Origin of the sequence: Streptomyces sp. NBC_00691, assembly GCF_036226665.1 — a bacterium.
Lineage (GTDB): Bacteria > Actinomycetota > Actinomycetes > Streptomycetales > Streptomycetaceae > Streptomyces.
The window spans coordinates 3,140,916-3,152,995 of sequence record NZ_CP109007.1 but is presented as its reverse complement, the minus strand read 5'-3'; the positions used below and the strand labels follow the sequence as shown (position 1 = coordinate 3,152,995).

Below are 12,080 nucleotides of genomic sequence, written 5' to 3'. Positions count from 1 at the left end.
GCCGGGCCCGGCCCGCGCCGGGCGGGCCTCGCCGCCCGTCCGGCCCGCACCGTGGCGGGCACCCGATCCGGCGGGCTCCGGCCCACGCGGGGGGTGGGCCGGGGCGCCGTCACACGGCGCGCTAACCCCGTGCCGCCGCCGTGGGCTTCGGCGCCGACACCGGTTCCGCCCGCCGGGGCTTCTCCGGGCGCGGTTCCGGCTCCGGGCGGAGTTCCTTCGGGAGTTCGTCCGAGGGCTCGCCGAGCGCCGCCACCGACTCCGCCGCCTTCGGCGCCAGCAGCGGCGAGAAGTGCGGGTTGATCCGCAGCGCCTCCGCCAGGTGCCGGCGGGCCGGGCCGGACTCCTCCAGGACCCGCTCGATCTCGCCCCGGTGGTAAGCGAAGAGCGCGCTCCGCAGCCCCTCCTCCGTGGCCCGTGTCGCGTACTCCAGCGCCTCCTTCGGCCGGCCCGCCCGGTACAACGCCCACCCCAGCGCGTCCGCCACCCGCACCGAGCGGTGCCCGCGCGCCCACTCCGCCCGCATCCGGGTGACCGCCGCCGCCGCGTTGCCGTGGTCCGCGTCGAGCAGCGCCAGGGTCACCTCCCCGTCCGCCCATGTGCCGCTCCGCAGCCGCCCGTACAGCGCCCGCGCGTCCCCGTCCATGCCCAGCGACTCGGCCAGCTCGCCCGCCTCCAGGACGTACTCCGGCAGCGGCAGCCGGGCCAGCGCCGCCCGCCACTCCCGCAGCGCCTCGTCCGTGCGGCCCAGCGCCGCCAGCGCCCGCGCCCGGCCCGCGAGCGAGGGCCCGTGGTCCCGTACCCGCGACAGCGCCGCCGAGAACCGGGCGAGCGCCTCGTCCGGTTCGCCCCGCTCCCACGCCAGGTCGCCGAGCCGCCCCAGCGCCGCCGCCTTGTCCGGGGCGGTGTCCGCCAGCGCCACCGCGTCGAGCGCCGCCGCGTCGGCGTCCTCACGCCAACCCCGGTCGCGGTAGCTCCCCGCGGCCCTCGTCCGCACCATCGCGCCCGCGTGGAGCCCCGCCAGGGTCTCCATCGCCTTCTGGGCCGCCTTGTAGTCCCCGAGGCCGTTGTACGCGTCCATCAGGACCGGGTACACGGGCCAGCGGCGCGGCTCCGCCTTCCGGACCTTCTCGCCCCACTCCCTGGCCGACGTCCAGTCGCCGCGCGCCCCCGCGAGCGCCCCCAGACCCAGCTCGGCGGCCGTGTTGCCGCGCGCGGCGGGCCGTTCGGCCAGCGAGCGCCGCAACGCCCTCTCGGCGCGCGGAAAGTCCCGTACGTCACCGAGGCGCGCGCCCCGCTCCGTGTACGCCGCGCCGAGCTCCGCCCAGGACGCGTCGTCGTCCGGGTGGTCGCGCAGCCACCTCTCGCGGTCGGTGATGAGCGCGGCCAGGTCGGGGAGCGAGGCCTGCGCGCCCGCGTGGGCCGCGACCGCCGCCCGATCCGCCGGGCCGGGCGGACGCGGCGGCCCCTGGTCGAGGAACTCGGGGACGTAAAGGAGCGCCGTCGCCGCGAGCACCGCGCCCACTCCGGCCGCGAGGACCGTCCTCGACACGTTCTGCGTCTTCATGGCGCTCACTGTGCGCCCGCCCGCACCTGTACGAAGAGCACACGAAGCGCCCGCCCCGGCGGGTTCACACCGATGGCCCCGGGTGCCACGCTGGAGTCATGGACGATCTTCTGACGCGGCTGCGTGCCGGGCTGCCCGCCGAGGCGCTGCTCACCGATCCGGACGTGACCGCCTCCTACGCGAACGACATGGCGAGCTTCTGCGAGGCCGGTGCCCCGGCCGTCGTCGTGCTCCCGCGCACCGTCGAGCAGGTGCAGCACGTCATGCGCGCCGCGACCGAATTCCGCGTCCCCGTCGTCCCGCAGGGAGCCCGCACGGGCCTCTCCGGCGGCGCCAACGCCTCCGAGGGCTGCATCGTGCTCTCCCTGGTCAAGATGGACCGCATCCTGGAGATCAACCCGGTCGACCGGATCGCCGTCGTCGAACCGGGTGTCGTCAACGCGGTGCTGTCACGGGCCGTCGCCGAGCACGGCCTCTCCTACCCGCCGGACCCGTCCAGCTGGGAGACGTGCACCATCGGCGGAAACATCGGCACCGCCTCAGGCGGTCTGTGCTGTGTGAAGTACGGGGTGACGGCCGAGTACGTCCTCGGCCTCGACGTCGTCCTCGCCGACGGCCGGCTCCTGACCACCGGCCGCCGCACCGCCAAGGGCGTCGCCGGCTATGACCTGACCAGGCTCTTCGTCGGTTCTGAGGGCAGCCTCGGCATCGTCGTCCGGGCGGTGCTCCAGCTCAAGCCGCAGCCCCCGGCGCAGCTCGTGCTGGCCGCCGAGTTCCCCTCCGCGGCCGCCGCCTGTGCGGCCGTCTGCACGATCATGGAGCGCGGCCACACCCCGTCGTTGCTCGAACTGATGGACCGCACCACCGTCCAGGCCGTCAACACGATGGCCCGCATGGGTCTGCCCGACACCACCGAGGCCCTGCTCCTGTGTGCCTTCGACACCCCCGACCCGGCCGCCGATCTGGCCGCCGTGGCGGAGCTGTGCGCGGCGGCGGGCGCCACCGAGGTCGTCCCGGCCGCCGACGCCGCGGAGTCCGAACTCCTCCTCCAGGCACGCCGCCTCTCCCTCACGGCCCTGGAGACGATCAAGCCGGCGACGATGATCGACGACGTGTGCGTGCCGCGTACGCGGCTCGCCGAGATGCTCGCCGGCACGGCGGCGGTCGCGGAGAAGTACGACCTGACCATCGGGGTCTGCGCGCACGCCGGTGACGGCAACACCCATCCCGTCGTCTGCTTCGACCACACCGACGAGGACGAGTCGCGGCGCGCGCGGGAGTCCTTCGACGAGATCATGGCGCTCGGGCTCGCGCTCGGCGGCACGATCACCGGCGAGCACGGCGTGGGCGTCCTCAAGAAGGAGTGGCTGGCACGGGAGCTGGGGCCGGTCGGACTCGAGCTCCAGCGCGGGATCAAGGCCACCTTCGACCCGCTGGGACTGCTCAATCCCGGAAAGCTCTTCTGACACGGGTGGCCCGAGGGGCCGCGGGGGTACGGGGCTCACAGCTCGCCGTCCTGCGACTCGTCCGACGGCCAGGGGTCGCGCAGCCACAGCTCGTCGGCGATCACGGTGGTCGCCAGGAGTTCGGCGAGTCCGTCGTCGATGCCGAGCCGCTCGGCCTCGGTGCCCGGCGGCACCGCGCGCAGGGTCCGCTCCAGCCAGGCGGACACCTGCGCGGAGGGGGCCTCCAGCAGGGCGTCGCCGTCGGGGGAGGAGAGCGCCATCAGGATGACGCCGCGGCCGTCGACCTTCGTGGGCCAGATCCGCACGTCACCGTGCCCGCAGGCCCGGAACACGCCCTCGACCAGGAGTTCGCGCGCGAACGTCCAGTTGACCGGGTGGTCGGTGCCGATGTGGAAGGTGATGTGGACGGCGTACGGGTCGTCCGTGCGGTAGGCGAGCCGGGCGGGGACGGGGACGGCGCGCTCGGGCGAGAGCACCAGCTTGAGCTCCAGCTCGCGCTCGACGGTGGTGTTGTCGGTGTTCTGCATGGTCGTCTCCCTCTCGTGGACCGGCCCGTGCGGGCCTTCACCGGGAGAGAGCGGGGTACCCGCGGCTCATTACGCGACTTCGGGAAGTTTTTTCGGGAAGTTCTTCCGGGCCGGGGGTGCGGCGCGCATGTCCCGGCCCGAACATCACCGGGAGTGATCGATTCCGGTACGTGTCCCCCTCGAAGGCGCCCTTTCTCACGGGCTCTTTGTTCCCTCGGGGACGTTCTTCGTTACTGTCCTCCTTGGGCGCGGCACGCCCGGCACGCGGCCGCGCGGTTCAAGGGCGTTGTGACTGAACGGAGTCGGGGCAGTGGCTACTCCTCCTGGAGGCGGCGGAGAGGTACCGCAGGCGGGGTACTACCCGGACCCGTCCATTCCCGGGTACATCCGGTTCTGGAACGGGGGCGCCTGGGTTCCCGGTACGAGCAGGCCCGCGCCCACGGACGGTGAGGTTCCGCCGGGTCCGCCGGCCTCGTCGATCCCGGCCGGCCCGATCCTGGCCTCCGGCCCGGCGCCCGCACCGGCCGCGGCGCAGCCGGCCCGGCCCGAGCCGGAGCCGGTCCAGCCGCGGCAGCCCGCGCGGATCGAGCCGCAGCGGCCCCAGGAGCAGCAGCTCCCGCCGCGGCAGCAGCTCCCCGAGCAGCAGCTCCAGCCGGTCCAGCCGCAGCACCGGCTCCCCGAGCGGCAGCCGTACCCGCCGCAGCCGCAGCCCGCTCCCGAGCCCGTGCGGCCCGCCGCCTCCGTTCCGGCCCAGGCCCAGGTCCCGGCGCCCGCGCAGCTTCCCGCGCAGGACCGGTCGCCCGCCCTCGCCCCCGCGCCCACCGTGGAGGAGACCGGACCCGTCTTCTTCGACGAGGAGCCGGCCCCCGCGGAACCCGCCTCCGCCTGGCAGGCGGACACCTCCCGCCAGACCGGCTTCGGCGGCGACCTCGACCAGAAGGTCTCCTGGGGCGCGCCCCGGACCCCCGACCCGCGCACCCCGGCCGACTGGCCGGTCGCCGGTGCGGGTGAATCCGAGCCCGAGAGCGCGGCACGGTCCGCCGCCCCGGCGGCGGACCCCCGGGCCACCGGGGGAGCGGCACGCCTCGGCGGGATGCCGGTCACACCGATCCCCGCCCCGAACCCTGCCGCGGCGCCTCAGCCGCAGCCCGCCCCGCAGGCCCCCCGGCCCCAGCCGGCCCCCCAGCCGGCCCCGGAGCCCGCCGCGGGGACCGCCCCCGCGCCCGCGCGCCAGGCGCCCGCCCCGGCGCCCACGGCCCCCTCCTGGGCCCAGCAGCCGCAGCCGCAGGCACAACAGCCGCAGCCCCAGTCGCAGGACCCGCAGCAGCCCGTCGTCCCCTGGAAGCCGCCCGTCGACGACCTGTTCGTCCAGGCGGCCCGCGCGCAGGCCTCCGCGCGTCCCGCCGGGCTCGGCCGGAGGCTGACCGCCCGGTTGATCGACACCCTCGTCCTGGGCGCGCTCGTCGGGGGCGCGGCCTTCCCGTTCGTGACCGCTGCCCTCGACCACATCGACGGCAAGATCGAGGCGGCCAGGCAGTCCGGCGTCACCGTCCAGGTGTGGCTGGTCGACGGCACGACCTCGGTGCAGTTCGGCATCGCGCTGGCCGCCTTCTTCGTCATCGGCGTGCTGTACGAGGCGCTGCCGACCGCCAGGTGGGGGCGCACGCTCGGCAAGAAGCTGTGCGGGATCGAGGTGCGGGACATCGAGGCGCACCAGCCGCCGCGGTTCGGCGCGGCCCTGCGCCGCTGGCTCGTCTACAGCGTCCTGGGGCTGCTGGCCCTCGGCGTCCTCAACGTGCTGTGGTGCCTCTTCGACCGCCCGTGGCGGCAGTGCTGGCACGACAAGGCCGCCCGTACCTTCGTGGCACGCTGAGCCCCGGGCGGCCGTGCCGCGGCGGGGCCGGACGGCCCCTGACGGCCGGGGGTCCCCCGAACGGGCGGTGATTCCTTGCGGGGGCGCCCGGCCCGGGATGCACTGCCCCCATGAGCACCGACCAGCCGCCGCCCGGCCAGCCGCCCGAGGAGGACCCGTTCCTCAAGAGGCCGCAGGAGCCTCCGCCGCCCTCCGCCGGCCAGCCGCCGCCCGCCGGACCGCCCCCGGAAGGGCCTCCGCCGGGAGGCCCCCCGCCCGGAGGCCCCCCGCCGGGAGGTCCGCCGCCCGGGAGTCCGTACGGACCCGCGGGCGGTTCGCCGTACGGCTCCCCTGGCGGCTCCCCGTACGACAACGCGCCGCCGCCCCCGCCCCCGTACGGCGGCTACGGCGCCGGGTACGGAGGGACCGATCCGCTCTCCGGCATGCCGCCGCTCGCCGAGTCGGGCAAGCGCATCATCGCCCGCGTCATCGACTGGCTGATCATCGCGATCCCGCTGGCGATCATCGGCATCCCGTTCAAGGTCTACTCACGGGCGACCGAGGACGGCAACGACTTCGGCGACACGGTCAACAGCCTCAACGGCGGCAGCCAGCTGATCTTCCAGCTGATCACGATCGTCGCGTTCGTCGCGTACGACACCGTGATGACGGCCAAGGCGGGCCAGACCCTCGGCAAGAAGTGGATGAAGCTGCGGGTCGCGATGCTCAACGACGGCTCGACGCCCCCCATGAGCCAGTCGCTGCTGCGCGCGATCGTCCTGTGGGTGCCGGCTCTGGTCTGCTGCGCCTGCCTGTGGCCGCTGCTCCTGCTGATCCTGATCCTGGTCGACAAGCCCTACAAGCAGGGTCTGCACGACAAGGCGGCGAAGACGGTGGTGGTCTCCGTCCCGCAGTAGCCGGACCGACGTCGTCCGCGCGGAGCCGACGGGGACGACGTATACGGACGAGGTGTCACGAACCGGTCCGGGTGTCGACTCCCGCGCCCACGCGCGCGGTCGGTACCCGGACCTCTTCGCGGGCGGCGGGTGCCGGAGTCGGTGCGGCGGTCTTGACGGCGCTCGTCCGCGGGGGCATCGTCACCGCCACGAGCAGTCCGAGCAGCAGGCCGGCGAGGCTGATCACCGTGATCCCGAGCGTGGTCGTCGTGCCGGAGAGCAGCAGCAGGGCGACGGTCGCGAGCACGACGGTGGCCGAACCGTAGGTGAGCTGTGCGGCGTTCGGACGCTGCATGACATGTACCGCCCTCTCAGGACATCGGTTCGACTCTCAGAGCGTGGATGCCCGGGCGGAGCCGAAGTAAGCGTGCCCTCACCCAGGATGCGGGGGCACGGGGTGCACGGGGGGCGCACGGAGTCACGGGTCGTGTGATTTTTTCCCGTAAGGTGCCCGTCGATCGTCCGATAATCGGAATTCACCTCCCGCATAGTGCAGTTGGTATGTGCAAGTCAAGATCTGTCTTTTCTTGCGTACCTCCGGTCGAATGTCGTCACTTGTGACGCGCGACCCGCCGGACGGACACCCCACCTTCGGTCCGAAGCGCGGGCGCCGGGGAGGACATATCAAGTGACCAACAGACGACGGGCGATCAGAACGTCCGCAGTTGTTGTGGCGCTCGCGGCCACCGCCGCCACCGCCTCGACCTTCACCACCGCATGGGCGGACAATCACGGCAGCGTGACGCCGTCCGATGTCCGTCACGACCCGGCGCCCGGCGCCGGTGTCGACAAGACGGCGGTCGACCACGACCTCGAGGGTCCCTACAGCAAGCAGCAGGAGCAGCAGCGCAAGGCTGCCCTGGAGCAGGTGCTGAGCGGCGAGTCGAAGGTGGAGCGGCGCAACGGCTCCCAGGTCGTCAAGCTCGACAGCAAGAAGTACGTCGAGCTCGGCCGTGAGAAGACGGACAAGATCTTCACGATCCTCGTCGAGTTCGGCGACAAGGTGGACACCACCACCCTCGTCGACCGCGCCGACGACGACACGACCGACCTGAAGCCGAAGTTCGGCGGCACGCCCGGTCCCCTGCACAACCAGATAGCCCAGCCGGACCGTGCGCACGACAACTCCACGGAATGGCAGGCGGACTACAACCAGAAGCACTTCCAGGACCTGTACTTCGGCACCGGCAAGGACGCCAAGGGACAGCCCAAGCAGTCGCTGAAGACCTACTACGAGAAGACCTCGTCCGGCCGGTACTCGGTCGACGGCGGAGTCTCCGACTGGGTCAAGGTCGAGTACAACGAGGCCCGTTACGGCTCGAACTACTGCGGCAACAGCAACTGCTCCAACGTCTGGGACGCCGTCCGCGACGGTGTCACGGCGTGGACCGCGGACCAGAAGGCCAAGGGCCGTACCGACGCCCAGATCAAGGCCGACCTGGCGCAGTACGACCAGTGGGACCGGTACGACTTCGACGGCGACGGCAACTTCAACGAGCCCGACGGGTACATCGACCACTTCCAGATCGTCCACGCGGGCGAGGACGAGTCGGCGGGCGGCGGCGCCCAGGCGAGCGACGCCCTGTGGGCCCACCGCTGGTACGCCTACGGCACCAACGCGGGCAAGACCGGTCCGGCGAACAACAAGGCCGGCGGCACGCAGATCGGTGACTCCGGCATCTGGGTCGGCGACTACACGATGCAGCCGGAGAACGGCGGCCTCGGCGTCTTCGCGCACGAGTACGGCCACGACCTCGGTCTGCCGGACCTGTACGACACCTCCGGCCTCAAGGGCGCCGAGAACTCGACCGGCTTCTGGTCGCTCATGTCCTCCGGCTCCTGGCTCGGCCGCGGCAAGGACGCCATCGGCGACCTGCCCGGCGACATGAACGCCTGGGACAAGCTGCAGCTCGGCTGGCTGAACTACACCAAGGTCGCCAACGAGGCCCGCAAGTGGAACTCCACCCACAAGCTGGGCGTCGCCGAGTACAACACCAAGAACCCCCAGGCGCTCGTCGTCGAGCTGCCGAAGAAGGCCGTCACCACCGATGTCGTCGCGCCCGCCGAGGGTGCCACGCAGTGGTGGAGCAACATGGGTGACGACCTCAAGAACACCCTGACCCGCTCCGTCGACCTGACGGGCAAGACGTCCGCCTCCCTGAAGCTCAAGGGCTGGTACGACATCGAGCTCGACTACGACTACCTCTACACCGAGGTGTCGACCGACGGCGGCGCCAACTGGACGGCCCTGGACGGCACCGCCGACGGCAAGCCGCTCCCGCGCGACGCCAGCGGCGCCCCGGCGCTGACCGACGTCTCGGGCACGCACAAGGAGCTCGTCTACGGCCTCGACGCCTACGCGGGCAAGAAGTTCGACCTCCGCTTCCGCTACCAGACGGACGGCGGCGCCGGCGGCAAGGGCTTCACGGCCGACGCCATCACGCTGACCGCCGACGGTGCCACCGTCTTCTCGGACAACGCCGAGAACGGTGACAACGGCTGGGCGGCCAAGGGCTTCTCGCGGGTCGGCAAGGGCTTCACGAAGGAGTACGAGCAGTACTACATCGCGGAGAACCGCCAGTACGTCTCGTACGACGCCACCCTCAAGGTCGGCCCGTACAACTTCGGGTTCACCGGTGACAAGGCCAGCTGGGTCGAGCACTACCCGTACCAGAACGGTCTGCTCATCTGGAAGTGGGACCTCTCCCAGAAGGACAACAACACCGCGGTCCACCCGGGCCAGGGTCTGATCCTTCCGGTCGACTCCCACCCGACGCCGCTGAAGTTCAAGGACGGCAGCCTGATGCGCAACCGCGTCCAGGCCTACGACTCCACCTTCGGCACGTACAAGACCGACAGCCTCCTGCTCCACAAGGCCGACGTCGCGGCGTTCGTCCCGTCGCTGCCGGGCAACCCGGTCTTCGACGACCGCAAGGGCACGTACTGGCTCCAGGAGACGGCGCGCGCCGGTGTCCAGGTAACTGACACCAACACCAAGATCCAGGTCGTCCAGGAGCCGAAGAACGGCGAGACGATCACGGTCCGCGTGGGTCCGTCCACGAAGTAATCGGTAAAACCGCAGGTCAAAGCATGATCGGCCGTCGCCCCTCTAGCGGGCGGCGGCCGATCGTGTTTAGGTGCGTCTGACGCATCAGACCGATGTTCTTATTGACAGTCGATCCACGGGGGAGTGGTTCCGCATGCCCAACGGAGGGTTCTGCAAGTTGCCGGGAGGCAGCGTGGTCGTCGCGATAGGGCTGCCCAGCCCGGCCCGCGACGGCGCCAGCGTCCGCTTCCTGGTCCACGCCGCGAACCGTGCCCGCGCCCTGACCCGGCTGCGGAACCTCGGTCTGCGGGCGGTCTACCTCCGGGGCAACACCGAGCCGCCCACCCCCGACGAGATCACGGCCGTCCTCCACCACCCCGACGGCCTGCTGTGGAGATCCGCGCCCGGCGCCGCCCAGGAGCTCTGGCACCCCGTACGGTCCCTCCCCAGGGAACCGGCGGCCTGAGCCGCCGCCCGGGCCCGGCGGAGTACGGCCTCAGGGCCTCCGCGCGCGACCGCCCGGCGGGCCCCCGCGAACCGCTCAGGCCACCACGGGCTTGCCGGTCAGCTCCACGCCCGCCGTCCGCAGCTCCTCCAGGGCCCGGTCCGTCGTCTCCTTCGCGACGCCGGCCGTCAGATCGAGCAGCACATGGGTGCGGAAGCCCTCGCGGGCCGCGTCCAGGGCCGTGGCCCGCACACAGTGGTCGGTGGCGATGCCCACCACGTCGACCTCGGTGACCTCCCGCTCGCGGAGCCACTCCGCGAGCGTCCGCCCGTTCTCGTCGTGCCCCTCGAAGCCGCTGTACGCCGCGTCGTACGCGCCCTTGTCGAAGACGGCGTCGATCGCCCCGCTGGCGACGGCCGGCGCGAAGTTCGGGTGGAAGCCGACCCCCTCCGTGCCGGCCACGCAGTGCACCGGCCAGGAGGTGACGTAGTCCGGCTCCTCGCCGGCCGGCGCGAAGTGCGCGCCCGGGTCGACATGGTGGTCACGGGTGGCGACCACGTGCCGGTAGGCGCTGCCCGCCGTCTGGCCGACCAGGTCGGTGATGGCGGCGGCGACGTCGGCGCCACCGGTCACCGCGAGGCTGCCGCCCTCGCAGAAGTCGTTCTGAACGTCCACAACGATCAATGCGCGGTGCATGGCGGGTGTCCTTAACACGTCGGGGAGGGGTGGGACCGAGCCTAGAGACTCGGCCCGCCCACCGGGAGGGGGCAGGTCCGGTCTCCGAGGCCCCAGGGCCTGTCGTGACACTTCCGTCTGCGCCGCGGGCGACGACGGAAGTGTGACGACACCCCCTAGAAGTACTCCGTCGGCAGCACCGGCTCGCCCCGGGAGAGCTGGATCGCCGACATCGGCAGCCCGGCGCGGGCCGCGATGTGCCGGGCCCGGGCGGCCTCCAGGGGCTCCCGGGCCACCACGTCGCCACCCTTGACCAGCTCGACCAGCAACTGGTGGTCGGCGAGCTCCGGCGGGACCGGACCGGTGCCCAGGACCTCCGCCTCGGCGACGCCGTACGCGTCGGGCCGGCGTGCCGCCCACTTGCGCCCGCCGACCGAGGCCTTGCCGCCGAGGGACTTCTTGGCGACCGGGGTGAGGGGGGCCTTGAGGTCGGCCGACGAGGCGCGGGCGACCAGCTTGTAGACCATGGAGCAGGTCGGGTGGCCGCTGCCGGTGACCAGCTGGGTGCCCACGCCGTACGCGTCGACCGGGGCCGCCGCGAGGGAGGCGATGGCGTACTCGTCGAGGTCCGAGGTGACGACGATCCTGGTGTCCCGCGCGCCGAGCTCGTCGAGCTGCTGCCGGACCCGGTGGGCGACGAGCAGCAGGTCGCCGGAGTCGATCCGGACGGCCCCGAGCTCGGGCCCCGCCACCTCGACGGCCGTCCGGACGGCCTCGGCCACGTCGTAGGTGTCGACGAGCAGGGTCGTACCGCGGCCGAGGGAGTCGACCTGGGCGCGGAAGGCGTCCCGCTCGCTGTCGTGGAGGAGCGTGAAGGCGTGGGCGGAGGTGCCGACGGTCGGGATGCCGTAGCGGAAGCCGGCCGCGAGGTCCGAGGTGGAGTCGAAGCCGCCGACGTACGCGGCGCGGGAGGCGGCGACGGCCGCCAGCTCGTGGGTGCGCCGGGCCCCCATCTCGATCAGGCGGCGCCCGCCGGCCGCGGCCGACATGCGGGAGGCGGCGGCGGCGATGGCCGAGTCGTGGTTGAGGATGGAGAGGATCACCGTCTCCAGGAGCACGCACTCGGCGAAGGAGCCCTCGACGCGCAGGACGGGCGAGCCGGGGAAGTACACCTCGCCCTCGGGGTAGCCCCAGATGTCGCCGGTGAAGCGGTAGCGGGCGAGCCATTCCAGGGTCGGCTCGTCGACGATTCCCTGCTCCCGCAGGAAGCCCAGGACGGCGGGGTCGAACCGGAAGTTCTCGACGGCGTCGAGGACCCGGCCGACGCCCGCGAGGACGCCGTAGCGCCGTCCCTCGGGCAGTCGCCGGGTGAAGACCTCGAAGACCGAGCGCCGGTCGGCGGTGCCGCCCCGGAGGGCGGCCTGGAGCATGGTCAGCTCGTACTGATCGGTGAAGAGCGCGGTCGACGGCACGTCCACCGGCAGCCCAAGGTCCGCAGCGTTCATGTCAGCGATGCTAGCGCAGAAATCGTCAGAGTGACGAATAGTGC

General features: G+C 72.6%; 10 protein-coding genes. 5 read left to right on the top strand and 5 right to left on the bottom strand.

The features are described 5' to 3' along the window. Nucleotides 1-121: 121 nt before the first annotated feature. Nucleotides 122-1,564: a tetratricopeptide repeat protein gene (locus OG392_RS14190; RefSeq protein ID WP_329279246.1), complete on the bottom strand. Its 1,443-nt coding sequence runs from the start codon at nucleotides 1,562-1,564 to the stop codon at nucleotides 122-124. Nucleotides 1,565-1,662: 98 nt separating this feature from the next. On the opposite strand from OG392_RS14190, the gene OG392_RS14185 reads away from it, so the two are divergent. Then, nucleotides 1,663-3,030, top strand: a complete 1,368-nt coding sequence (locus tag OG392_RS14185) for an FAD-binding oxidoreductase (RefSeq protein WP_329279244.1) — start codon at nucleotides 1,663-1,665, stop codon at nucleotides 3,028-3,030. A gap of 35 nt (nucleotides 3,031-3,065) precedes the next feature. Here the strand turns inward: OG392_RS14185 and OG392_RS14180 are convergent, their stop codons facing one another. Further along, entirely contained in the window at nucleotides 3,066-3,557 is a 492-nt protein-coding gene (locus OG392_RS14180) for an SsgA family sporulation/cell division regulator (RefSeq protein WP_329279241.1), read from the bottom strand. Between the two features lie 310 nt (nucleotides 3,558-3,867). Here OG392_RS14180 and OG392_RS14175 point away from each other — a divergent pair, with 310 nt between their 5' ends. Together OG392_RS14175 and OG392_RS14170 are read left to right on the top strand one after the other, a co-directional pair. Beyond that, the gene (locus tag OG392_RS14175) at nucleotides 3,868-5,430 is read left to right on the top strand and encodes an RDD family protein (protein ID WP_329279239.1); all 1,563 of its coding nucleotides are present in this window, start codon (nucleotides 3,868-3,870) and stop codon (nucleotides 5,428-5,430) included. Nucleotides 5,431-5,540: 110 nt separating this feature from the next. After that, a complete protein-coding gene (locus OG392_RS14170; protein WP_329279237.1) occupies nucleotides 5,541-6,326 on the top strand; it encodes an RDD family protein in 786 nt (261 codons plus the stop codon). A 55-nt stretch (nucleotides 6,327-6,381) separates the two neighbouring features. Here OG392_RS14170 and OG392_RS14165 read toward each other — a convergent pair whose 3' ends face one another. Further along, nucleotides 6,382-6,660, bottom strand: coding sequence for a hypothetical protein (locus OG392_RS14165; RefSeq protein WP_329279234.1), 279 nt, complete (start codon nucleotides 6,658-6,660; stop codon nucleotides 6,382-6,384). A 333-nt stretch (nucleotides 6,661-6,993) separates the two neighbouring features. Between OG392_RS14165 and OG392_RS14160 the strand changes: the two genes are divergently transcribed. After that, complete coding sequence (locus OG392_RS14160; RefSeq protein WP_329279231.1) at nucleotides 6,994-9,432, top strand: immune inhibitor A domain-containing protein; 2,439 nt, start codon at nucleotides 6,994-6,996, stop codon at nucleotides 9,430-9,432. Between the two features lie 133 nt (nucleotides 9,433-9,565). Next, nucleotides 9,566-9,877 (top strand): hypothetical protein, encoded by a 312-nt coding sequence (locus tag OG392_RS14155; protein ID WP_209495058.1) that lies wholly within the window; start codon nucleotides 9,566-9,568, stop codon nucleotides 9,875-9,877. A 75-nt stretch (nucleotides 9,878-9,952) separates the two neighbouring features. Here the strand turns inward: OG392_RS14155 and OG392_RS14150 are convergent, their stop codons facing one another. Further along, complete coding sequence (locus OG392_RS14150) at nucleotides 9,953-10,552, bottom strand: nicotinamidase (protein WP_329279227.1); 600 nt, start codon at nucleotides 10,550-10,552, stop codon at nucleotides 9,953-9,955. A gap of 155 nt (nucleotides 10,553-10,707) precedes the next feature. After that, on the bottom strand, nucleotides 10,708-12,036 hold the full coding sequence (locus tag OG392_RS14145; protein ID WP_329279225.1) for a nicotinate phosphoribosyltransferase: 1,329 nt from the start codon (nucleotides 12,034-12,036) through the stop codon (nucleotides 10,708-10,710). Nucleotides 12,037-12,080 lie beyond the last annotated feature (44 nt).

What these genes read in the sequence shown, in the direction of transcription:
- OG392_RS14190 (WP_329279246.1), bottom strand. Translation starts at nt 1,564, where the DNA reads ATGAAGACGCAGAACGTGTCGAGGACGGTCCTCGCGGCCGGAGTGGGC.
- OG392_RS14185 (WP_329279244.1), top strand. Translation starts at nt 1,663, where the DNA reads ATGGACGATCTTCTGACGCGGCTGCGTGCCGGGCTGCCCGCCGAGGCG.
- OG392_RS14180 (WP_329279241.1), bottom strand. Translation starts at nt 3,557, where the DNA reads ATGCAGAACACCGACAACACCACCGTCGAGCGCGAGCTGGAGCTCAAG.
- OG392_RS14170 (WP_329279237.1), top strand. Translation starts at nt 5,541, where the DNA reads ATGAGCACCGACCAGCCGCCGCCCGGCCAGCCGCCCGAGGAGGACCCG.
- OG392_RS14165 (WP_329279234.1), bottom strand. Translation starts at nt 6,660, where the DNA reads ATGCAGCGTCCGAACGCCGCACAGCTCACCTACGGTTCGGCCACCGTC.
- OG392_RS14155 (WP_209495058.1), top strand. Translation starts at nt 9,566, where the DNA reads ATGCCCAACGGAGGGTTCTGCAAGTTGCCGGGAGGCAGCGTGGTCGTC.
- OG392_RS14150 (WP_329279227.1), bottom strand. Translation starts at nt 10,552, where the DNA reads ATGCACCGCGCATTGATCGTTGTGGACGTTCAGAACGACTTCTGCGAG.
- OG392_RS14145 (WP_329279225.1), bottom strand. Translation starts at nt 12,036, where the DNA reads ATGAACGCTGCGGACCTTGGGCTGCCGGTGGACGTGCCGTCGACCGCG.